General features: G+C 72.1%; 17 protein-coding genes. 5 read left to right on the top strand and 12 right to left on the bottom strand.

The features are described from left to right. Positions 1-20 precede the first annotated feature (20 nt). From ectA to ligA, 3 genes are all read right to left on the bottom strand, one after another. Entirely contained in the window at positions 21-581 is a 561-nt protein-coding gene (ectA, locus tag ACFYYB_RS20105) for a diaminobutyrate acetyltransferase (RefSeq protein ID WP_389436541.1), read from the bottom strand. A gap of 277 nt (positions 582-858) precedes the next feature. Further along, complete coding sequence (locus ACFYYB_RS20100; RefSeq protein ID WP_389436540.1) at positions 859-2,679, bottom strand: RICIN domain-containing protein; 1,821 nt, start codon at positions 2,677-2,679, stop codon at positions 859-861. Positions 2,680-2,855: 176 nt separating this feature from the next. Then, on the bottom strand, positions 2,856-4,913 hold the full coding sequence (ligA, locus tag ACFYYB_RS20095; protein ID WP_389436539.1) for an NAD-dependent DNA ligase LigA: 2,058 nt from the start codon (positions 4,911-4,913) through the stop codon (positions 2,856-2,858). 212 nt (positions 4,914-5,125) lie between these two features. On the opposite strand from ligA, the gene ACFYYB_RS20090 reads away from it, so the two are divergent. Further along, positions 5,126-5,263, top strand: coding sequence for a hypothetical protein (locus tag ACFYYB_RS20090; RefSeq protein ID WP_389436538.1), 138 nt, complete (start codon positions 5,126-5,128; stop codon positions 5,261-5,263). A 10-nt stretch (positions 5,264-5,273) separates the two neighbouring features. On the opposite strand, the gene ACFYYB_RS20085 is transcribed toward ACFYYB_RS20090, so the two are convergent. The 3 genes from ACFYYB_RS20085 to ACFYYB_RS20075 all read right to left on the bottom strand — a co-directional run bounded on the left by ACFYYB_RS20085 (position 5,274) and on the right by ACFYYB_RS20075 (position 9,361). After that, a complete protein-coding gene (locus tag ACFYYB_RS20085) occupies positions 5,274-6,446 on the bottom strand; it encodes a zinc-binding dehydrogenase (RefSeq protein WP_389436537.1) in 1,173 nt (390 codons plus the stop codon). After that, entirely contained in the window at positions 6,443-7,921 is a 1,479-nt protein-coding gene (locus ACFYYB_RS20080; protein ID WP_389436536.1) for a flavin-containing monooxygenase, read from the bottom strand. The genes ACFYYB_RS20085 and ACFYYB_RS20080 overlap by 4 nt, the downstream gene beginning before the upstream one ends. 84 nt (positions 7,922-8,005) lie before the next feature. Continuing rightward, entirely contained in the window at positions 8,006-9,361 is a 1,356-nt protein-coding gene (locus tag ACFYYB_RS20075) for a spinster family MFS transporter (protein ID WP_389436535.1), read from the bottom strand. Between the two features lie 170 nt (positions 9,362-9,531). Here ACFYYB_RS20075 and ACFYYB_RS20070 point away from each other — a divergent pair, with 170 nt between their 5' ends. Both ACFYYB_RS20070 and ACFYYB_RS20065 read left to right on the top strand, forming a co-directional pair. After that, positions 9,532-10,734 (top strand): PucR family transcriptional regulator, encoded by a 1,203-nt coding sequence (locus ACFYYB_RS20070; protein ID WP_389436534.1) that lies wholly within the window; start codon positions 9,532-9,534, stop codon positions 10,732-10,734. 97 nt (positions 10,735-10,831) lie between these two features. Continuing rightward, positions 10,832-11,656 carry a polysaccharide deacetylase family protein gene (locus tag ACFYYB_RS20065; RefSeq protein ID WP_389436533.1) on the top strand — a complete coding sequence of 275 codons (825 nt, stop codon included), beginning with the start codon at positions 10,832-10,834 and terminating at the stop codon, positions 11,654-11,656. A 9-nt stretch (positions 11,657-11,665) separates the two neighbouring features. On the opposite strand, the gene ACFYYB_RS20060 is transcribed toward ACFYYB_RS20065, so the two are convergent. Together ACFYYB_RS20060 and ACFYYB_RS20055 are read right to left on the bottom strand one after the other, a co-directional pair. Next, positions 11,666-13,186 carry a sensor histidine kinase gene (locus ACFYYB_RS20060; protein ID WP_389436532.1) on the bottom strand — a complete coding sequence of 507 codons (1,521 nt, stop codon included), beginning with the start codon at positions 13,184-13,186 and terminating at the stop codon, positions 11,666-11,668. Further along, positions 13,179-13,871 (bottom strand): response regulator transcription factor, encoded by a 693-nt coding sequence (locus ACFYYB_RS20055; RefSeq protein ID WP_389436531.1) that lies wholly within the window; start codon positions 13,869-13,871, stop codon positions 13,179-13,181. The genes ACFYYB_RS20060 and ACFYYB_RS20055 overlap by 8 nt, the downstream gene beginning before the upstream one ends. A 121-nt stretch (positions 13,872-13,992) precedes the next feature. On the opposite strand from ACFYYB_RS20055, the gene ACFYYB_RS20050 reads away from it, so the two are divergent. Together ACFYYB_RS20050 and ACFYYB_RS20045 are read left to right on the top strand one after the other, a co-directional pair. Then, the gene (locus ACFYYB_RS20050) at positions 13,993-15,357 is read left to right on the top strand and encodes a glycosyltransferase family 4 protein (RefSeq protein ID WP_389436530.1); all 1,365 of its coding nucleotides are present in this window, start codon (positions 13,993-13,995) and stop codon (positions 15,355-15,357) included. A gap of 41 nt (positions 15,358-15,398) precedes the next feature. Further along, positions 15,399-15,857, top strand: coding sequence for a GNAT family N-acetyltransferase (locus ACFYYB_RS20045; RefSeq protein WP_389436529.1), 459 nt, complete (start codon positions 15,399-15,401; stop codon positions 15,855-15,857). 38 nt (positions 15,858-15,895) lie between these two features. Here ACFYYB_RS20045 and ACFYYB_RS20040 read toward each other — a convergent pair whose 3' ends face one another. From ACFYYB_RS20040 to ACFYYB_RS20025, 4 genes are all read right to left on the bottom strand, one after another. Continuing rightward, positions 15,896-16,309, bottom strand: coding sequence for a rodlin (locus tag ACFYYB_RS20040; RefSeq protein ID WP_389436528.1), 414 nt, complete (start codon positions 16,307-16,309; stop codon positions 15,896-15,898). 112 nt (positions 16,310-16,421) lie between these two features. Further along, positions 16,422-17,681, bottom strand: a complete 1,260-nt coding sequence (locus tag ACFYYB_RS20035) for a lipase family protein (RefSeq protein WP_389436527.1) — start codon at positions 17,679-17,681, stop codon at positions 16,422-16,424. A 73-nt stretch (positions 17,682-17,754) separates the two neighbouring features. Further along, positions 17,755-18,417 (bottom strand): TetR/AcrR family transcriptional regulator, encoded by a 663-nt coding sequence (locus ACFYYB_RS20030; protein ID WP_389436526.1) that lies wholly within the window; start codon positions 18,415-18,417, stop codon positions 17,755-17,757. 180 nt (positions 18,418-18,597) lie between these two features. Then, positions 18,598-20,385, bottom strand: coding sequence for a S8 family serine peptidase (locus ACFYYB_RS20025; RefSeq protein WP_389436525.1), 1,788 nt, complete (start codon positions 20,383-20,385; stop codon positions 18,598-18,600). Positions 20,386-20,450 lie beyond the last annotated feature (65 nt).

Raw genomic sequence — 20,450 nt, 5'->3', positions numbered from 1 at the left:
GGTGTGTTCGGGCCGCGCGCTCAGAAGGAGAGCGGCCCGATGCGGTGCAGGACCTCCGGGGCGTATCCGCGGTCCGGGAAGTCCTCCGGAGCGAACAGCACTTCGCGCGTGAGCGTGGCGCCGTGCCGCGCGGCGTACGAGGCGAACAGCCGCTCCGACGCGCGGTTTCCGGGAGAGATGGTGGTTTCGAGGGAACTCAGTCCGTGCTCCGCGGCCACGCGGGCGGAGAGACCGTCGAGCAGGGCCCGTGCGATCCCCAGACCCCGGACGGATTCGTCGACGGCGATCTGCCAGACGAGCAGGGTGCCCGGGCTTTCGGGCCGCAGGTATCCGCTCACGAATCCGACGGCACGCCCGGAGGCGTCCCGGGCCACCGCGGAGGTGCCGGCGAAGTCACGGCACCAGAGGAGGTAGCTGTAGGCCGAGTTGAGGTCCAGCGTCCCGGAGTCGCGGGCGAGGCGCCACAGCAGGCGGCCGTCACCTGGGCGGGGACGGTCGATGCGCGTCGTCGGGGTGGACGGTGCGGTCGGGGTGTTCGGCGGTGTCTTCCGGTAATGGGCCAGTTCTGCATGAGCGGTCATGCGGGCCGAAGCTACCGAGGGTTGGATCGGATTGCACGGACCCAAGGGGTTACGGGGAGGACGTTGTCCGTGATATATGGAAACGCCTCCCCGAGGTGATGAAACTACCTGCAACGCGCCTGGCTTACCGTCCTAAATCCCGCCATTTCCACCCCACCCTCGGTTTTATAACGAGCGGGTAACGTCTTTGCTCCGTCTCATATGTGCCCCTTGAATGTGACGCCTTCCTCGGCGGACCGGGGTTTGGTTCCCGGCTGCGCGGTTAGAAGGTGTCCGGTCACAAGGAGGCTGCCGTGAGGGTGAGGGTCTGTTCGGCCGAGGTGCGGGCGCCGCCGACCGGGCTGCCGGTGGTGTCGGTCCACGCGCGGGTGGGCGTGGTCTCGGCGAGGCGGCCGGACACGTCCGAGAGGCCGATCACGAGTCCGCTGTAGCGGTTCACGAGCCGATGGGTGCCGGTCGGCCGGCCGTCGGCCGTGAAGTTCGGGATGACGAACCACTGCTGTCCGACGGAGGGCCCGCTCTGCGGTGCCTTCGTCACGGTGGGTTTGGCCGCCCAGGCGCGCCCCGCGTTCGCCTTCGAGTCGACGCCGAGGAGGTGACGGGTGGAGGCGTTGGCGATGCGGTAGGAGCCGTCGCCGTTGGGGGTGAAGATCCACCGGCTGAGGGCCGAAGCGCCCGCGGTGGGGCTGGAGGTGGTCGCCGTACTGCCCTGCACCTGGGTGAGGTGGCGGCCGGTGGCGCCGGCGATCGTGTAGGACCTGCCCGGATCGACGGCCGTGGCGGGCGCGTTCGTGTCGATCACGGTGTCGTAGTACTCGCCGTCCGCGCCGCCCGAGCAGAAGAACGAGCAGTACGACCGGAACGTCTTGCCGACGACGGTGGACCCCGTCTTGTTCACGGAGTCCAGGACCCACCGGTACCAGGAACCGGTGCGGTACGCGCCGGAGTCGCCGGCGAGGCGCCACTTCTGGGTGGCGAGGTTGTCGGTGACGTAGAAGCGCTGCGGCTCGCTGCCGTCCTGGTTGACCGCCTCGGGCTGGCCCACGTACAGCCCCAGGTAGGCGTTGTAGGCGATGTTCATCGTCAACAGGTCTGACTTGGCCGGTAGTTCACCGGCCGCTTGCTGCTCCTGGACGTTGCCCGGGTTCGACGGGTCGTAGTCCTTCGCCACGGGGGTGTACCCGGTGGTGTGGGTCGCGTCGACGGGCTCCATGTTGCTTTCCAGCCCGCCCGTTCCGGGCTGGGACCACGAGCCGTCGTACCACTTCTGCCACGAACCGGGCGCCATCTTGCCGGACATGGGCGCACGGGCGACGTGCGCCCGGCTGCCCGCTGTCCACGGTCCGGGGACGCCGCCCTTCGGAATGACGCGGGAGTTGTAATAGACGTAGAAGTAGCCGGAAGCGGTGTCCACGAACAGTCGGGCGTCACCGTTGCCGTAGTGGTACGTCTCGTGCGGGAAGGCCGCGGTGTCGCCGCGCCGGGTGCTGTAGGGCGAGGTGAGCACGTGGTCCTTGATGGCCCACGTCCTGCCCTGGTTCCTGGACACGGCGTAGTCGATCGCGTCGTAGTGCAGGCCGTCGCCGAAGGGGCGCGGGGTGAACTCGTTGTGGACCAGCCCGTACCAGTCGCCGGTGTCGGGATCCACCCAGACGCCCATCAGGTCGCAGTAGTTCTTCTGCGCGTAGTGGGTGGTGTCCGGGGCGTAGGTGGCCTCGCGCCCGGTCGGGCCGTTGTTGCAGCGCCACGTGGTGTCGTCGTTGCGGTCGTTGGCGTTCGCCGGATCGACCGCGGTGCTCAGCGAGGCGGACCGGGTGGCCGAGTCGAAGTCCTTGCCGGTGTAGAAGGTCCACTTGCGCGGGTCGTTCGCCGCGTACAGGGCGTGGGCCGACTGGTAGTAGAACGCGCCGTTCTTGTCGATGTACGTGGCGGCGGGGGTGTCGTCGGGATGGGTCCAGGGACCCTTCGCGCCGATGGAGACGGTGTACGTGGCGGCGGGGGACTGGGCCGATGCCGGGGCGGTGGCCGGTGTGCCGAACAGGACCGCGGCAGTGGCGGCGAGCGCGATGGCGATCCTCGTCGCGGGAGGGGCTGACACGGGTACTCCTCTCTGCTCACAACAGGGCGTCAATTAATTTGAATAGAAGCCGAATTAATCAACGAGTGTCAAGGACCGTCACAGAGATCGCCACGACCCCGCGTCGACCCGACGCGGTGAGGTGAGGGCGGGCCGGGCCCGCTGTACTCGGGCCCGCCCTCACCGGTCGCCTTCGATCAATCCTGGGGAAGGTGGTCGGCGACCAGGGCGGCGAAGTCCTCGGGGGTGAGGATGCGGATGCCGAGCTCCTCGGCCTTGGCGCGCTTGGAACCGGCCTTCTCGCCGGCCACCAGGAGGGTGGTGCGCTTGGAGACGGAGGACGAGGCCTTGCCGCCGGCGCGTTCGATGAGCTCGTTCATCTCGTTGCGCGAGAGGGCGGCGAGGGCGCCGGTCATCGAGCCGGTGACGACCACGGCCTCCCCGGCCAGCGGGCCGGCCTCGCCCGCTGCCGTGGCCTCCTCCCCGGCCTCACCCGCGGGGGCGGGGCGCTGGGGCTCGGTGACCTGGGTGCCGACCCGCTGGGCGGTCAACTTGTCGAGGAGCGGGCCGAGTTCGAGGAGTTCGGCGGCGACCACGCGGGCCTTCTCGACTCCGATGCCGGGGACCTCGGCGAGGGTGTCGGCGTCGGCGGCGCGGATGGCGGCGAGGGAGCCGAAGTGGGCGGCGATGCGGCGGGACATGGTGCGGCCGGTGCCGCGGACGCCGAGGGCGCAGAAGACCCGGTTGAGGGGTTGGTCGCGTGCGGTCTCGAGGGCGGCGAGCAGATTGTCGGTGGAGGTCTCGCCCATCCGGTCGAGGCTGAGGAGTTGGTCCCGGGTCAGGGTGAAGAGGTCGGCGATGTCGGCGACCAGGCCGGACTCGACCAGTTGGACGGCGCGGGTGCCGCCGAGGCCCTCGATGTCGAGCTGGTCGCGGCCGGCCGCGTAGATGACGGAGGCTACGGCCTGGCAGTTCCGGCCCCGGACGCAGCGCCAGCGCTGCTCGGAGCTGTCGATCTCGTCGCCGCAGCGCGGGCAGGCGACGGGGAAGACGATCGGAGTCTCGGCGCCGGTGCGCTGGTCGACCAGCGGGGCCTCCACACGCGGGATCACGTCACCCGCTCTGAAGACGTAGCAAAGATCGCCGATCATCAGGTCGCGGCGGGTGATGTCGGCCGGGTTGTGGAGGGTGGCGTAGGTGACGGTGACGCCGTCGATGACGACCGGTTCGAGGACGGCGCGCGGGGCGATGATGCCGGTGCGGCCGACGTTCCACTCCACCTCCAGCAAGCGGGTGACCTTGTGCTCGGCGGCGAGCTTGCGGGCCACCGCCCAGCGCGGGGCGCGCGAGCCGCTGCCCGCCTGGTGGCGGTCGGCGGCGGTGTCGGCCTTGACGACGACGCCGTCGATACCGAAGGGCAGGGCGCTGCGCAGGGCGGCGATCGCGTCGATCCGCTGCTGGGCGTCGTCCAGGGTCTCGCAGCGCAGCGGGGTCGCGGCGGTGCCGGCGGCCGTGTTCGCCCCCAGGGCGGCCAGCCGGGCCAGCAGGCCGCTGTGCGAGAGGTCGAGGTCCAGGCCGATGGCGTCATAGGCGAAGAAGGTCAGCTCGATCCGGTACGGGCGGTCCTTGGCGCGCAGGGTGCCGGCCGCGCCGCTGCGCGGGTGGGCGAAGGGGGCGGCCTCGTGGGCGATCCGGATCCGGTTCGCCTCCTCGAACTGGGCGGTCGTCAGCAGCACCTCGCCGCGCAGCTCGACGTCGATCGGCTCGCTGAGCACGGCGGGCAGGCCGAGGATCGCGTCGGCGGCGTGGGTGATGTCCTCGCCGGCCAGGCCGTCGCCCCGGGTGAGCATCTGCACCAGCTTGCCGCCCCGGTAGCGGGCGGCCATCGCGAGGCCGTCGAGCTTGGGCTCCACGCACCAGCCCGCCACCGGGCGACCGAGCCGGCGCTCCAGGCCGGCCGCCCAGTCGGTGAGCTCGGTGGCGTCGAAGACGTTGTCGAGGGAGAGCATCGGGACGGAGTGCGGCACGTCGCCCTGAACGGCGCCGCCGGCCACCTTGCCGGTCGGGGAGTCGGGCAGCACCTCACCGGGGTGGGCGTCCTCGTAGGCGGTGATGGCACGCAGCAGCGCGTCGTACTCATCGTCGCCGAGCGGCGTGGAGCCGTCGGTGTAGTACGCGGCCGAGGCGGCGACGGCGGTGGCCACCGCGTCGGCGTAGGCGTCGGCGGAGAGCGGGGAGGAGGTGGTTTCCGTCATGAGAACATCATTCTGACCAGCACTGACAATCCGAACGACCGGTTCCGCATCGGCGGCAACGCGCCGGGGCCGCGGTCCTGTTTCCGGCTCGGGGTCGGCTCCTGACGGCGCCGCGGGCGCGGCGCCGTCGAACAGCGGCAACTCACCGTCTTCGGCGAGGACTTGGCGGGCAGGAGCTGCCCGCGCCGATCGAGCACGCCGCCGGTCGCGGCATGCTCGACATCGACGGCCTGGGCAAGGAGTACGTCAGGGCCTTCGTCGAGTCCGGTGACGTGACCGCCGGGCGTCACCTTCGCGGAACGCGTCGCCTACTGCCCGGCCGACAGCCGACCTACTGCGGCTGCCCCTGACCGGTCGCCGTCACCGCCGCAGGACGCGGTCCGTGGCGAGCGAGGGGTCGACGAGGATCTTGGCGTGCTCCTCGGGGTCGGCCAGTGCCTCGAAGGCGGTCGCGACCCCTGGCAGCCCGACGCGTCCGGTGAGCAGGTGGGAGGCGTCCAGGGTGCCGTGGGCCAGTGCGTGGAGGGTGTCGCGGAACTCCAGGGGCGTGTACCCGACGGCGAACCGCAGGTCGAGCTCCTTGTTCACCGCGAGGGAAGGGCGCAGGGTGTCGGGGCCCATGCAGACCCCGACGACGACCACGCGGGAGTGCAGGGGTGCGGCGGCCAGGATGCCGTCGAGCATGCCGGGTACGCCGACGCATTCGAACACCACGGGACGTACGGGCCGGGTCGCGCCGATTCTCTGCAGGGCGCGCCAGGAGGTCCACCACGGCAGGGGGAGCCGGGCCAGGCCTTCCAGGGCGTCGATGCCCGCGTTGTACTCGTCGGGCATGGTGGTCATGAAGCCGTGCCGGGCCGCGAGGCCGTCCCAGGGGGACGCGACGGCGGGGTCGACCACGACGTCGGCTCCGCACTTCGCCGCCAGCGTCCGGCGGCCCGCCGAGTAGTCGCTCGCCACCACGGTCGCGGTCCCGCGGGCCTTGAGCACGGAGATCACCGCGAGACCCACCGGGCCGCAGCCCAGGACGACCGCCACGTCCTTGCGCGTCACCTCTCCGCGGTTGACCGCGTGCCAGGCCACGGCCATCGGTTCGGTGAGTGCCGCGAGGTCCGCCGGCAGGCCGTTCGGGACGGGCAGGGTCAGGGCCTCCTGGACGACGACGAGTTCGGCGAAGCCGCCCGGGGCGTGTGCGGACAGGCCGACACCGTCGACCTGTCGGCCGCGCCGCACCAGGGGGACCGTGACGACCGGTGTGCCGGGCCGGATGGTGCCGGCGCACCACGGGCCCCGGTCGGCCACTTCGCCGAAGATCTCGTGTCCGAGCACGACCTGCTGGCCGGAGCGGGCGTAGCGCGGGTAGCCGCACAGTTCGAGCGAGTCGGCCAGCTCGTCGGCGTGCAGGCGGCTGTGCAGGTCCGAGCCGCAGATCCCGCAGCGCTTGACCTCGACCAGCAGCTGGCCCGCTCCGGGCCGCGGGACGGGCAGGTCGACGACCTCCAGCCGCCCCCGGGTCAGGCTCACGGCCCTCATGAGGCGTCCTTGGCGGGGCCCGTGGCGAGGCGGTAGGCCCCGGGCTTCCACCGGACCGCCTGACGGCGGTACCGGAAGGTCCAGTCCGGATAGATGGTCGCGTTGCGTCCGTTGGCGTCCCGGTAGAAGCTCACGCAGCCGCCGAGCTCCCACACCGACTTCGCCAGCTTGCGGTCGAGGTCCGCGTTGTAGGCGTCGTGCGTGCGCCGGTCCACCTCGATGGAGGTCGAGCCGGAGACGTCGAGCGCGCGGACGGCGTTCTTCACGTGCTCCGCCTGGGCCTCGATCATGTAGACCATGGAGCTGTGGCCCAGGCCGGAGTTGGGCCCGAGGAACATGAAGAAGTTCGGGAAGCCGGGCACGGACACCCCCAGGTACGCGCGCGGAGAACCCGCCCAGGCCGAGCTCAGCAGCTCCCCGTCACGGCCGCGCACCTTTTCGGCGAAGGGGATGTCGGTGACGTGGAAGCCGGTGCCGAAGATGATGGTGTCCACCTCCCTCTCGGCCCCGTCCGCGTCGATCACGCTGTGCTCGCGGACCTCGCGCAGCGCCCGGGGAACGAGCTCTACGTTCTCCTTCTGCAGCGCCGGATACCAGGCGTTGGACGGTACGACGCGTTTGCATCCCAGGGCGAAATCAGGCGTCAGGGCCCGGCGCAGGGCCGGATCTGCGACCTGGCTCCTCAGATGCCGGCGTGCCAGGCGTTCGACGAGGCGCATCAGCCGGGGGTGCTTGGCGAAGCCGAGCACCAGCAGCTCCTTGGCCACGTACGCCTTGGCGCGCTCGGCCCGCTGCAGGCGGGGCCGGGCCCGGAACCCCTCGCGCTCGGCCTCGGGGATCGGCCGGTTGTCGTGCGGGGTGATCCACGGGGCGCTGCGCTGGAACACGTACAGCCTGCCGACGCGGTCGGCTATCTCGGGGACGTACTGGATGGCGGAGGCGCCCGTGCCGATCGACGCCACACGCTCCCCGGTCAGGTCGTGGGCGTGGTCCCACCGCGCCGAGTGCATGATCTTGCCGCGGAAGCGGTCGATGCCCGGCACGTCGGGGAGCCTGGGCTCGGTCAGCGGGCCCATCGCGCTCACCAGCACCCCGGCCGTCCAGCGGCCCTCGCTGGTCTCCACGTGCCAGAGCTGTTCCGCCTCGTCCCACCGGGCCTCCAGGACCTCCACTCCGGTGCGCAGGTGCGGTCGCAGCCCGAACCGGTCGAGGCAGCGCCCCAGGTAGGCCTGGATCTCCGGCTGGGGGGAGTACGTCGCGGTCCAGTCCGGGTTGGGCGCGAAGGAGAACGAGTAGAGGTGGGAGGGGACGTCGCACCGGCAGCCGGGGTAGGTGTTGGAGTGCCAGACGCCCCCGGGCTCCGGTGCCCGTTCGAAGAGGAGGAAATCGGAGAACCGTGAGGCGAGCAGGGCCCGCCCCAGCCCGATTCCGGAGAAGCCACTGCCGACGATGAGGACCCGGACGTGCTGGATCACGTAGGTCGTCCCTTCCGCGTGAAGTGTTGGTGAGGTGTGGCCCAAGCACGAACCCAAGCCCGTGCTCGACCAAGTGGCGCTTTCTCAGGGCGTGTTCGCCGCGGCGAGCATCGCTTCGCGGTCGCCGCGGACGGATCTCGACGCCAGGAGCATCCCGGCGGCCGCGACGCCGAAGGCGAGCGGGACGGTGAGCGTCAACGCCGTCCGCAGGCCGTGGGCCGAGGCTTCGGACGCGGACGGCGCACCACCGGCCAGGGCGTCGGACAGCATGCCGACCAGTACGGGTCCGCCCGCTCCTCCGAGCAGGTAGCCGACGGCGAACAGCAGGCCCAGGGCGCCCGAGCGCTGCTCGGGCCGGATGACGTCGGAGACCACGGGGACGGCGGCCGCGAGGTAGACGATGCCGAGCAGGTAGCCCAGGCTCAGGAACACCACGAGCTGCCACAGCGCCCCCCGGCCCGCGAGGAGTCCGGCGAAGGAGAACACCGCGGCGCCGGCCAGGCTGAGGGCCGCCGCCCGGACCCGCGCCTCGGGCGATCGCCGGGCGGCCCGGTCGAGGAGCAGGCCTCCGGCGAACAGGCCGATGAGGCCGGTCACCCCGACCACGACGCCGCCCACCAGGCCGGCGCCGACGAGGGAGAGGCCGTAGTACCGCTGGAGAACGGGGGTGAGGAAGGTGCCGATGGCGTAGGCCGCGAAGTTGTACCCGGCGAACGCGAGGAGCATGCCGTACATCGACCGCACCTTCAGCAGCGCACGCAGGGTGCCGCCCCCGCGCCCGCCCGGCGGGTCGGCGGCCACCTGTACGTCGCCCACCGGGTCGGCGGCGCCCCGCCCGGGCTCGCGGATCCGCAGCACGAGGAGGGCGACGACGAAGCCGGGCACAGCCGCGATGAGGAACGGTGCCCGCCAGCTGTCGAACGCGACGGCGAGCCCGCCGGCCGTGAGGAAGGCGAGCAGGGTGCCGACCGGGAATCCGAGCATGAACAGCGAGTGGGCCCGGGAGCGGCGCTCGCTCGGATAGAGGTCCGACAGCAGGGACCCGGTGGCGGGCGCGTAACTGGACTCGCCGACACCGACGCCGACCCGGGAGGCGAAGAACCCCCAGAAGCTGGTCAGCAGTCCGCCCGCCGCGGTGAAGGCGCTCCACACGAACAGGCCCCAGCCCGCGACGGCCGCGCGCGGGACCCGGTCGGCCAAGCGTCCCAGCGGGACCCCGGCGAGCGCCGCGACGAGCACGAACGCCGAGGCGAGAATCCCGACTTGTGTGTCGTCGAGCCCGAACTCGTCCTTGATGGGCTCCAGTACGACCGACGGCAGGGCCCGGTCGTAGAAGTTGAGCAGGTTGCCCACGAACAGCAGACCCAGCACGTAGCCCGCCCGGGAAGGCGGTGCGGCCGGGCGGTCCGAGGACTCGGGCGGGGTGAGGGAGCGTGCCACAGGAGAGGTCCCTTCGACGGTGAAGAGCGCTCGATATGGCAGCCGGAACAAGGTCGCCACGAGCTCCGCCACAGTGTCGCCGCGGTGATTCTTGCGGGCTACGGAATTCGCACCAGCATGCGGGCGACAACTTTGTTCTCCGGAACAACATCCGTGGATAGCCTGACGCCATGGAACCCGAGACGCCCACGGCCTGGCCGGTACGCCGGCGGATGCCGGACCTCGCCGCACTCGACGGGCCGACGCGCGCGGCCGTGGCCGCCGCCGTCGCGCGCCTGAGCACGCTGCACGAGGTCTTCGCCGACCGGTTCCTGGTGTCGGTCCGCAGCCATGTCCCCGGCTACGCGGTCCTCTCGGACGAGGACATCCGGGCCTCCGCCCGACGGTTCATGGACATCCTCGTCTCGGAGCTGACCTCGCTCCGGGTGCCCGACGCCGCGCTGCGCGAGATGCTCGGGCGCTACGCCGTCGAACGCGCCGCCCGGGGAGTTCCGCTCGACGTGCTCGCCATCGGCTACCAGCTGGGGTCGCGGGAGATGCTCGTCCTCCTGGACGAGGTCGCGGCCGAGGTGGACCTGCCCGCCGACCTCTTGCTGGCGGTCCACGACAGCACCTGGGAGTTCTCCAACGAGGCGTCCGCCGTGTTCGCCCGGGTCCAGCACGACCTGGCCGTGGAACGGGCCCACTTCGATGCCGAACGCCGCTCGGCCTTCGCGGCCGGCGTGCTCGGCGGCAGCCTCCCGGCGGAGCGGATCAACCGGGACGCACACCTCTACGGGCTCGCCCCGCAGGCCCCCCATCTGGCCCTCGCGGCGCGCGCGGTGTCCGCCGACGAGGCCGACGCGGTCCGCCGCGCCGTCGCCGCGGCGGTCCGCGTCCCGGCGGACCGCCTGCTGCTCGCGCAGATCGGCCCGGACCTCGGCTTCATCGTGCCGAGGGCGCCGGAATCCCTCGCCGGCCACCTGGTGGCGGTCGGTCCGCCCCTTCCCCTCGACCGCCTCGCCGCCGGCTTCGAGGAGGCGGCCCTGGCGCTGGAAACCGCCCTGCGGTTCGCCATGTCGGGCCTGGTGCGCCTCGCCGATCTCGGGCCGCGGCCCCTCGTGCTGTCCGGCGCCCGCACCGCCGAGGGTCTCGCCGTACGCCACCTGACGCCGCTCGACGCCGCGGGCCGGTCGAACGCCGACATCGAGGAGACCGCGCGGACGTACCTCGCCTGCGACCAGAACGTCCGTGAGGCCGCCCGGCTGCTGGCGGTGCACCCGAACACCGTCCGGTACCGGGTGAACCGGTTCCAGCAGCTCACCGAGCTGGACCTGGGACGTACCGAGGACCTGGTGACCGCGTGGTGGCTGCTCAACCGGCGACGGGGCTGAGGCGGGGGAAAGGCCGGCGGGCGTGACCTTCAGGGTCCCTTAAGGAGGGTCTGCGCATGCTCGGTCCCCCTCCCCGACCGATCCAGGACCCCTCCTCATGATTCGCTCGTTCAAGCGCCGCGCGCAGGACTCCTCCCGCCCGCAGGACCCCTCCCACCGGAATGCCCCCTCCCACAGGCTGGCCTCCGCCGTGGCGGCCGCACTGATGCTGACCGCCCTCACCGCCTGCTCCTCCCTCAACGGGGTCGTCGCACCGGCCACCGTCCGCGCCGCGGCGGCTCACTCCGTCGGCGAGCACGCCTCCGGACCCGTGGACTGCACCGTCGCCAAGTGCGTGGCCCTCACCTTCGACGGCGGCCCGAGCGAACCGACCCCGCGCCTGCTCGACTTCCTCAAGCGGGAGAAGATTCGGGCCACGTTCTTCCTCCAGGGGAAGGGGCACACCGACACCTATCCCGACACGGTGCGCCGCATGGCGGCCGAGGGGCACGAAATAGCCAACCACACCTGGTCGCACGAGGACCTGACCGAGCTGAGCGACGACGCGATACGCGCCGAGATGGAGCCGGTCCAGCGGGACATAGAGAAGGCGACGGGCCGCGCGCCCACCCTCATGCGGCCTCCGGGCGGCGCCACCGACGACAGGGTCTCGAGGGTGATGAAGGAGCTGGGACTCGCGCAGGTCCTGTGGAGCGTCACCGCGAAGGACTACGCGACCACCGACACCGCACTCATAGTGAAGCGCGTCCTCGACCAGACGAAGCGGGACGGGATCATCCTGCTCCACGAGCGGTACGCCGGCACCATTCCCGCCGTCCCCACGATCGTCAGTGAACTCCACGACCGCGGGTACACCTTCGTGACCGTCTCCGAACTCCTCTCGCCGGCCCACCCCGAACCGGGCAAGGTCTACCGGCCGTGACCCGCGCCCCTACCGGGGCAGCCGCAGGAGGAACGCCGCTCCCCGGTCGGCCGGGACGACGGCGAGGGTTCCCCGGTGGTGCTGGGCGAGGTCCCGGGCGATGGCGAGGCCGAGTCCGCTGCCGCCGGTGTCACGGGCCCGTGCTTCGTCGAGGCGGGTGAAGCGCTCGAAGACGCGCTCGCGGTCCGCCGCGGAGATCGGGGCGCCGTCGTTGTGGACGGTGCACTCCACCCATCCGGGCCGCGGGGTCAGTGTGACGGTGACCCGGGTGTCGGCGTGCCGGGCCGCGTTGTCGAGGAGGTTGCGCAGCAGGCGCCGCAGCTGGTCGCGATCGCCGTGCAGGGTGACGGACTCCTCGGGGGTGTCGAGGACGAGCTCCGCGGTGGCCCCGGGCCGGGTGTGGGGGAGTTCGATGAGGAGTTCCCGGACGAGCTCGGTGAAGTCCACCACTGCCCGGTCCGGCATTGCTTCGGAGGCGTTGTCCAGTCGGGCGAGGGTGAGCAGGTCGTCGACGAGGTACTGCAGTCTCGTCGTGGCCTCAAGGGCGTCGCCGAGGGCGGCGGGCCGCCCGGGACGGGCCACGGCGACCTCGAGGACGGTACGCAGGCCCGTGACCGGGCTGCGCAGTTCGTGGGCGGCGTCGGCGATGAAGCGGTTCTGGCGGCGGGCGTGGGCGTCGAGGACGTCGAGGGTGTGGTTGGTCGTGCGGGCGAGCCGGGTGATCTCGTCCTCGGCCGCGGGGACGGGGACACGGGTGCCGGAGCCCGGCTGGTCGACGGTGGCGAGGCGCGTACGGATGGCCTCGACCGGCCGCAGGGCGCGGGTGGTCGCCACCCAGGCGGAGAGGGCGACGAGCAGGGCGGCCAGCGGGACCGCGAAGCCCAGGGCCGGGACGAGTGCGTCGGCGGACCGGACCGCCTCGGACCGGGTGATCGCGACGTAGACGGTGTAGCGGCCGGCCTGTGGCGTCGACGGAACGGGGGCGGCGGGGGAGCGGACCTCGATGCTGGTGCCGGCCATGTCGACGGTCTGCCCCGCCAACTCCGCCGCCTGGGTGAGGCAGCCGGGGACGGGCTGCCCGGTAGAGGTGTGGGAGGGGGTCTCCCGGCAGGAGGGCGCCGGGTCGCCGAAGCGGACCGACCGGACGGTCGCCCACGCGGGCCGCGCCGACGCCGGCGCGGCCGTGAGCTTCTTCACGGCCTCGGGGAACGCCCGGGGGAGCCAGGAATCGAAGGGGCCGTCCGGGCCGATGATCAGTGTCGGTGAGTCGGAGAGGATGTCGCCGACGGCCTGCCGGTCCCTGGCCTGGACACCGGCGAACTCCAGGGCGGTGGCGCGGGACTGCCCCAGGGCGCGGCCCCGCGCCGCGTCCATCTCGGTGGTGTACACGTGGTGGTGCAGCCACCACGCGCCGGCGCCGGAGAGCACCAGGGCGGCCGTACCCGCGGCGAGGGCCGTACGGGCCCGGGTGGACAGCCGCAGCCACCACGCGGACATCCGGGCGGGGTTGCGGGGAGCGGCCTCAGGCATGCGCGTCGTCCAGCCGGTAGCCGTGTCCCCTGACGGTCACGATGCTCCGGGTGCCGTAGGGCTGGTCGATCTTGCGGCGCAGGAGGCTGACGTAGACCTCCACGATGCTCGCCGAACCCCGGTAGGCGATGTCCCACGCCTCGCCGAGGATGGTCTCCTTCGACAGCACCCGGCCCGGCTCGCGCATCAGGCACTCCAGTACCGCGAACTCCTGGCCCGTCACCTCGATGCGCTCGCTCCCGCGCCCGCACGTACGCGCCTGGGGGTCGAGCCACAGGTCGCCGGCCCGCAGTACCTCCGGCTCCCCGGAGCCCGCGGTCTCCCGGGCGCTGCGGCGGATCAGCGCGCGCAGGTGCGCCGTCAGGACGAGCAGGGAGAACGGCTTCGTCAGGTAGTCGTCCGCCCCGATGTCCAGTCCGTGCGCCTCGTCGAGCTCCCCGTCCCTGGCGGTCAGCATCAGCACCGGGGTGTCGACACCCAGGGCCCTGAGCCGCCCGCACACGGCGAACCCGTCCAGCGAAGGCAGCATGACGTCCAGGACGATCGCCGCGAACTCGCCCGTGGCGCCGAGCTCCACCGCGGCCAGGCCGTCGGACACGAGGGTGACCGCGTACCCCTCGCCGCTCAGACCCTCCCGCACCGCGCCCGCGATCAGCGGATCGTCCTCCACCAGCAAAATGTCCACGATGTCAGCATGCCACCCAGGAGCCCGTGCCCCCCGCGACCAGGCCTTCAGGAACGGCTAAGCATGAACTGCGCACAGTGGGGAACGATCCTGCCTCCGCCACCGAAGGGCCCGGCGCCGCATGCGTATTTCCTTCCTGCTCCACAATGCCTACGGCATCGGAGGAACGATCAGGTCGACGTTCAACCTCGCGTCGGCACTCGCGGAACACCACGACGTGGAGATCGTCTCGGTCCTGCGCCACCGGGACGTACCGACCATGGGAGCACCTCCCCGGGTCCGCCTGACGCCGCTGGTCGATCTGCGCCCGGGCTCCCCGGACTACGACGGCGAGGACCCGCGCCACGCACGGCCCGCCAGGGTCTTCCCCCGCGCGGACGGCCGGCACCGGCAGTACAGCCGGCTCACCGACGAGCGCGTCGGCCGGTACCTGTCGGCGCTCGACGCCGAGGTGATCGTGGGGACCAGGCCCGGCCTGAACGTGCACATCGCCCGACAGGCCGGGCGCGCCGGAGTCCGCGTCGGACAGGAACACCTCGCGCTCGCCAACCACGGCCGCCGCGTCCGCCACGAGATACGCCACCGCTACCCGCTCCTGGACGCACTCACCACCGTCACCGAGGCCGACGCGCGGGCCTACCGCCGGTTCGGCCCGCCGTTGATGAGGGTGGAGGCCATACCGAACGGCGTTCCCGCAGCCTCCGTGGAACCGGCCGACGGCACCGGCAAGGTCATCGTGGCGGCGGGCCGGCTCACCCCGGCCAAGCGGTACGACCTGCTCGTACGGGCCTTCGCGCAGGTCGTCTCCGACCACCCGGACTGGCAGCTGCGCATCTTCGGCAGCGGCGACGCCACCGGCAACGAGAAGGCCGGCCTGTCCACGCTGATCGGAGAACTCGGACTGAGCGGCAGCGCCCGGCTCATGGGCAATGCCGACCCGTTGGAGCCGGAGTGGGCCAAGGGGTCCATCGCCGCGTCCACCTCGGACCGGGAGTCGTTCGGCATGACCATCGTCGAGGCGATGCGCTGCGGCCTCCCCGTCGTCTCCACGGACTGCCCGGTGGGGCCGCGCGAGATCATCGCGGACGAGGTCGACGGACGCCTCGTCCGCCCCGGTGACACCGACGCCGTCGCCGCCGCCCTGCTCGAACTCGTGGCTGACGAGGAGCTGCGCCGGCGCATGGGCGCCGCGGCGCTGAGGAACTCGGCCCGCTTCGACCCGGCGTACGTCGCCGAGCGGCATCTGGACCTCTACCGGGAACTGCTGCGACGCGGCCCAGGCCGGCGCTCGCTCGGCCCCGTACGGGAAGCGGCGCACCGCGCGAGGGTCGCCGCGATCGACACGGCGCAGGCCCTGCGTTCCGCCGCCGGGGGAGTCCTGAAGAAGGAGCGCGGGGCGGGGGCCTTCGAGATGGACGCCGCGTCGTCGGGTGGGCGCGGGCTTCGACATTCCGGCGATGCCGTGGATCCGGCGGACCAGGCATGATCCCTTGTCGACGACCCTTCCCGACGACGAAAGTGCGCATCATGCCGACCACCATCACCGTCCGGGAAGTCCGTGAAGCGGACTTCCCGCAGTGGCGCGCCCTGTACCGCGGCTACGCGGACTTCTACCGCGTCGAGCAGACCGAGGAGGCCGCCGAACGCGTGTGGTCGTGGGTGAACGACCCCGCCCACGAGGAGAGCGCCCTCGTCGCCGAGGACGCGGACGGCCGGCTCGTCGGCCTGGCGCACTACCGGCCCTTCGCCCGGCCCCTGTCGGCCACCACCGGCGGGTACCTGGACGACCTGTTCGTCGACCCCGCCCACCGCGGCTCCGGCGCCGCCGACCAGCTGCTCGCGGCCTTGCGGGAGATCGCCGCCGAACGGGGCTGGAGCGTGGTCCGCTGGATCACGGCCGACGACAACCACCGCGCACGGGCCAAGTACGACCAAGTGGCCACGCGTACGATGTGGGTCACCTACGACATGGCACCGGGCAACTGATCGAAGCCGGTGCTCCACGGCCGCGGAGCACCCGGGCGTCAGCTTCCGGCGGAGAGGTTGCCCGACAGGACCGGGATGTTGTCCGCGATGTGGGAGAGGGCCTCGTCGCCCTTGGCCTGGGTGGAGTTCTCGGTGCACTGCTGGTTCTGCGGGTTGGACAGGACGTTGACGTCCTGGACGCCCACGTTCGCGAGGATGGCGACGAGCGACTGCGCGTTGACCTTGACCGGCAGGCCGATGCAGGGCTTGTTGGCCGTCCCCTGGATCACGGAGAGCTGCGGGCTCTTCTCGCCGTGCGTCTTCTGGTTGCCGTAGGCCTGCACGGCACCGTTGCCGTTGACGGTGTTGATCCCGTTGTCGTTGCCGATGGCCATGGCCGGAGCGGCCATGGCGGCGCCGGCGCCGATGGCGGCGGCGGTGGTGACAGCGGTGACCATCATCTTCTTCAGCATGAGCTGGAAATCCTTCGCTGGATCGGGTCGGTACCCGTCGGGTGGTTCGCCCTGGCAACGCCTGAGCGGGGCACACGTGGCGGTAACTCACCCGTTTGCACGACGGATTCGCTCAGAACCGGCAGCTCGGAGCCGTCGGAGTGCCGAGGCGCCGGGCGTCCATCCAGGCGATGGCATCGTCCAGCGGACCGTCGCCGATGGTGTGGCCCTGGTCGGCGTAGTAGGCGAACTCCAGGTTCACGCCCTTGTCGCACAGCTCCCGGGCAAGTGTCTGATTGAGGTTGCTCAGCACGTCGTTGCCGCCCTGCGGCAGCAGCACCGGGACCGTGACGACGACCTCGCCGGTGGCGCTCCTCTTGAGAGCGGCGTTGAGCGGCCCCAGGTCGGCGCCGGGCCGCAGGATGTCCGAGGCGGGCGGAAGCCCGGGGTCGGCCGCCATGCAGGGCCGCGTCCAGACGCGGTCCGCGGCGGCGAGACCGGCGGGGGTGAGGAGTTCGGCGGGCCGGACCGCCGGGTCGGCCGCCGCGGCCCCGTTGACGAGGAGCAGGAAGACCTCGGTGTACGCGGTGGCCGTCGCGTCCTGCTGGGCGAACAGGGCGGGCATCCACTCGAATCCGACGGCCGGCGCGTTGGCGACCACGCCCTTGAGGTCGACGTCGGGGGCGTACACGGCGGCGTGGTGCGCGCTCCACAGTGCGGCGTGCCCGCCCTGTGATCCGCCGTAGAGGAGCGTGGCCGGGCCCGAGCCGGGGTCGATCGCCCGAGCGGCGCGGACGATGTCGAGGGTGGCGTGCGCGGCCGACTCCCCGTCGAGGTAAGGGTGTCTGATCCCGGTCACGCCCAGGCCGATGTAGTCGGGCTGTACGACGGCGAACCCGCGCGCCAGCAGTTTGCCGACCGGACTGGAGTCCTGGAGACCGGCGAAGGCCGGAATGCGGGACGGGGCGCACGCCGACCCGATGCCCAAGGTGCCGTGGTCCACGGCGGCGACGGGCCGCCCACCGGCGGGTGCGGGGCCGTCCGGAACGGTCACCAGCCCGCTCGCGGCCACCGGCTTGCCGTCGGTCCCGGTACTCAGGTACATCACCAGGACGGTGTGCGAGGGCGGCGTCAGTGCCGCCTCCGGCGGCGCGTAGGGGCGTTGGCGGATCACGGTGCCGGGCTTGCCGGGGGGCAGCGGATGCGGAGGGTCGTAGAACGCGTCGCCCTCGGGTACCGGCGCGGACGCCGTACGCCCCTCCGGGCTCCGGTCGCCGCCGTCGCGGGTGCAGCCCGACAGGGTCAGTGCCGCGGCGATCACACCGAGGAGGGCCCGGCGAAGGGCCCGGCGGGGCAGTCTGCCGGAGAGGTGGTGGCTCGGTCCGTGCGTCAAGGAGGAACTCCTTCGCGTACGCGGCTGCGCGGCGGCCGTCCGGCGCCGAGCCAGGGGGAGTCGGGGAGTGCGGTCAGGCGGGGGGCGGGTCGTGCCCCTCGTCGGCCGGCGCCCCGGGAAGCGGGGTGACGTCCAGGACCAGCGCGACGATGGTGTCGATGACGCCCCCCATGTCCACGCCGGGGTCCAGCAGCCACTGGTGCTGGATGCCGTCGGCGGCGGCGAGGGCGAGCCGGGCGATGGCCTCGGGCTCGATGCCGGGGCGGATGCGGCCCGCGCGCTGCAGTGCGGTGAGGCCGTCGCACAGGGCGATGAGGATGTCCCCGCGCACTTCGAAGAAGTCGCGCGCCGGGTGGCCGGGGAAGCCGGACGCGGCCGCCATGCTCACGTAGAGGCGCACCAGACCGGCGACGTCGCCGCTGCGGCGCAAGGTGGCGGCCATCGGCGAGATGGGGTCGGTGCGGGGTTCCCGGTCCGTCCGTTCCCTGTCGAGCCTGTCGCGCTCGGCCAGGGCCCAGATCAACAGGCCCTCGCGCGAGCCGAAATAGCGCAGGACCCCGGCCTGGGACATGCCGAGCCGGTCGGCGATCTCCTTGATCAGCGCACCCTTCTCGCCGATCATCGCGAAGACCTCCAGCGCCACCGCGAGGATCTCGTTGCGGCGCTGCACCCCTTTCGCGTAACGACCGCGCGGCGTACGGATGTTGTCGAGCCGTGCGGCGCGCTCCGGGTCCATCCGCGAAACGCTAGTCGAGTTCACTTTTAACGTCTACGCTTCCCGCGGTTCGATCGGTGCCAGCGGGCGAGGGGCAGAAGGCGCTCTGCGCGATGCTCTGACCCGCTACCCCGCGCACGCGCGCGCCCGGCCCTCCCCGGGGAGGGGGAGGGCCGGGCCGCCGTGCTCGGGGTGCGGTGGTCAGGAGACGAAGCAGAGGGACTGGCCGGTGCCGAAGCCGTAGCAGTCGATGCGGCGAGAAGTGCTGCCCGTCAGACCGGAGTTGTCGGTCACCGTCAGCTCGGCGGTGTAGCTGCGCTGCCCGGCCGGGTAGCGGTGGGCCACGGTGGCTCCGGTGCCCGTGGCCGAGTCGCCGAACTTCCACTTGTACGAGGCGATCGTGCCGTCGGAGTCCTTGGAGGCCGAGGCGTCGAAGGAGCAGTCCTGGTACCAGCAGGACACCGAGAACGCGGCGGTCGGCGGCGTACCCGCCGGCGGCTGCGTCGTCCCGGCGGTGACGGGCTTGGTGACGGTGGCGGTGCGGCCGGAGTCGTCGGTGACGGTCAGCTTGACCGAGTAGGTGCCGGCGGCGGCGTACTCGTGCGAGGGCTTGACGCCCTCACCCTTGGCACTGTCGCCGAACTCCCAGGCGTACGAGGCGATCGAGCCGTCCGGGTCCTTGGACGCCGAGGCGTCGAAGGCGCAGGAAGCGGCCGACGTGGAGCACTGGGCGGTGAAGTCCGCGACCGGCTCACCCGGCTGGGTGGGAGCGCCGAGCTTGGTCACGTTCAGGAACTTGTTGGGGGAGTTCGTGCCCGCCCCCGTCACCACACCCGACTGGGCGTTGTTCACCAGCGCGTCGCGCACCTGCTGCGGAGTGGCGTCGGGGTGCGCCGAGAGGTAGAGCGCCGCCGCTCCCGCCGTGTGCGGAGTGGCCATCGAGGTGCCGCTCATCGTCTGCGTGCCCCCGCCCATCTTGGTGGAGACGATGGAGCCTCCGGGCGCGAACAGGTCGAGGCAGGAACCGTAGTTGGAGAAGCTGGAGCGGGCGTCGTTGCTGTCCGTGGAACCGAGGGTGATGGCCGCGGGCAGCCGTGCCGGACTGGTGTTGCAGGCGTCCTTGCTGTCGTTGCCCGCCGCGACGGCCACCGGGATGCCCGCGTTGATGACCCCGGCGACGGCGTCGTCGAGCGCGCGGTCGGCGCTGCCGCCCAGGGACATGTTGACGACGGCCGGCTTCTTCGCGTTCCTCGCGATCCAGTCCATGCCGGCCGCGATCTGCTCCGTGGAACCGGAACCCTGGCAGTCGAGCACGCGCACCCCGACCAGCTTCACGTTCTTCGCGACGCCGTACGAGGCGCCGCCCACGGTCCCCGACACGTGCGTGCCGTGCCCGTGGCAGTCGGCGGAGTCCGCGTCGTTGTCGATGAAGTCGTAGCCCGAGGAGGCGCGGGAGCCGAAGTCGGAGTGCTGCCGGTACAGGCCGGTGTCCGCGATGTAGGCGGTCACCCCGGTGCCGTCGTTCGGGTAGGCGTAGGAGCCGTCCTTCGCCCCGTCGACGCGGTCGATGCCCCAGGAGGGCGGGTTGGGCTGGGTACCGGAGACGTGGAAGACGGTGTCCGCCTGGACGTAGCGCACGCCCGGCGCGGCCGCGAGGCGGCGGGCCTGCGCCGGGGTCGCCTTCACGGAGAAGCCCTTGAGGGCTGCGGTGTAGAGCTGACGGACCGCCCCTCCGTGACGGTCCGTCAGCGTCTTCGCCTCCCCGGCGGTCTCGGCCGTGGCGGCGGCGCGCAGGGAGGGCGCCCCGTCGAGGACGACGAGGTACCGGCCGCTCACCGTGTCCGCCGCGCCCTCGCCGAGGACACGGCCCTCGGCGGGTCCGGCATGGGCCTGGGTGACGGCGCCGAACAGGCCGAGGACGGTCGCGGTGGCGGCACCGAGACATATGGCCCCGAGCCGGGTGCTTCTTGCCGCACGCTGTGCACGCATCCAACTGCTCCTACTGATCGGGTTCCTGGATGCCCCGGCGTGGGGGCCGGGGCACGGGGATCACC

Source organism: Streptomyces sp. NPDC002886 (assembly GCF_042888445.1).
Classification (GTDB): Bacteria; Actinomycetota; Actinomycetes; order Streptomycetales; family Streptomycetaceae; genus Streptomyces.
Note: the sequence above shows the minus strand (reverse complement) of the source record. Positions and strands in the feature narration are given on the sequence as shown.

Excerpts from the sequence above, each read along its gene's own strand:
- ectA (WP_389436541.1), bottom strand. The coding sequence starts at position 581 with ATGACCGCTCATGCAGAACTGGCCCATTACCGGAAGACACCGCCGAAC.
- ligA (WP_389436539.1), bottom strand. The coding sequence starts at position 4,913 with ATGACGGAAACCACCTCCTCCCCGCTCTCCGCCGACGCCTACGCCGAC.
- ACFYYB_RS20090 (WP_389436538.1), top strand. The coding sequence starts at position 5,126 with ATGCTCGACATCGACGGCCTGGGCAAGGAGTACGTCAGGGCCTTCGTC.
- ACFYYB_RS20085 (WP_389436537.1), bottom strand. The coding sequence starts at position 6,446 with ATGAGGGCCGTGAGCCTGACCCGGGGGCGGCTGGAGGTCGTCGACCTG.
- ACFYYB_RS20070 (WP_389436534.1), top strand. The coding sequence starts at position 9,532 with ATGGAACCCGAGACGCCCACGGCCTGGCCGGTACGCCGGCGGATGCCG.
- ACFYYB_RS20065 (WP_389436533.1), top strand. The coding sequence starts at position 10,832 with ATGATTCGCTCGTTCAAGCGCCGCGCGCAGGACTCCTCCCGCCCGCAG.
- ACFYYB_RS20060 (WP_389436532.1), bottom strand. The coding sequence starts at position 13,186 with ATGCCTGAGGCCGCTCCCCGCAACCCCGCCCGGATGTCCGCGTGGTGG.
- ACFYYB_RS20050 (WP_389436530.1), top strand. The coding sequence starts at position 13,993 with ATGCGTATTTCCTTCCTGCTCCACAATGCCTACGGCATCGGAGGAACG.
- ACFYYB_RS20045 (WP_389436529.1), top strand. The coding sequence starts at position 15,399 with ATGCCGACCACCATCACCGTCCGGGAAGTCCGTGAAGCGGACTTCCCG.
- ACFYYB_RS20040 (WP_389436528.1), bottom strand. The coding sequence starts at position 16,309 with ATGCTGAAGAAGATGATGGTCACCGCTGTCACCACCGCCGCCGCCATC.
- ACFYYB_RS20030 (WP_389436526.1), bottom strand. The coding sequence starts at position 18,417 with ATGGACCCGGAGCGCGCCGCACGGCTCGACAACATCCGTACGCCGCGC.
- ACFYYB_RS20025 (WP_389436525.1), bottom strand. The coding sequence starts at position 20,385 with ATGCGTGCACAGCGTGCGGCAAGAAGCACCCGGCTCGGGGCCATATGT.